Source organism: Caballeronia catudaia (assembly GCF_001544755.2).
Classification (GTDB): Bacteria; Pseudomonadota; Gammaproteobacteria; order Burkholderiales; family Burkholderiaceae; genus Caballeronia; species Caballeronia catudaia.
Genome location: NZ_FCOF02000151.1, coordinates 1 through 626, shown reverse-complemented (window position 1 = coordinate 626; position 626 = coordinate 1). Strand labels below are relative to the sequence as shown.

General features: G+C 59.3%; 1 protein-coding gene. It reads left to right on the top strand.

The window, feature by feature from the left end; genetic code table 11:
- A partial coding sequence (locus tag AWB75_RS36540; RefSeq protein ID WP_061128752.1) for an ATP-binding protein occupies positions 1–542 on the top strand: 542 nt, incomplete at its 5' end.
- Positions 543–626 lie beyond the last annotated feature (84 nt).

Genomic DNA, 626 nt, shown 5'->3' with positions numbered 1-626 from the left:
TAAACCGTTCGCACCTTCACGACCTTGCGACGGGCCGATACATCGACGAGAAGGTCTGCGTTCTGATGGTCGGCCAGACAGGCGTCGGCAAGTCGCATTTAGCGCAGGCGCTCGGGCACTGTGCCGCGCGCCAAGGTCGCGATGTGCTGTTTATCAACCAGACCGATCTGCTCAAGAAGCTGCATGCAGCGCGCGCCACTGATCTATACGAACGTAAGTTTCAGCAGTTCGTGCGTGTGCCACTGCTGATCGTTGACGACTTCGCGCTCAAACCTCTTCGTGCACCCCACGATGAGGACTTTCACGACCTGATCGCTGCAAGGTACGAGCGCGCAGCCTCGATCTTGACTTCAAATTTGGACTTCAGCGAATGGGGCGACGCCTTCCCCGACAACCGCGTTCTTGGAGCTGCAACGCTCGATCGCCTGCGCCACGGCGCCTATCGTGTCGTCATCGAGGGCGAGAGCTTCCGCAAGCCCAAACCGATGCCCGACAACGGCGAAAATGCGGTTGCCAAAAACGGCAAAAAACCGCAACCTTGAAACCGTTCGAATCCGCGTTTTACCCCGCTTCTGCTGGCGCCATTACGCCGCCCATCCCCGGCGTCATTACGCCGCCCCGTGACA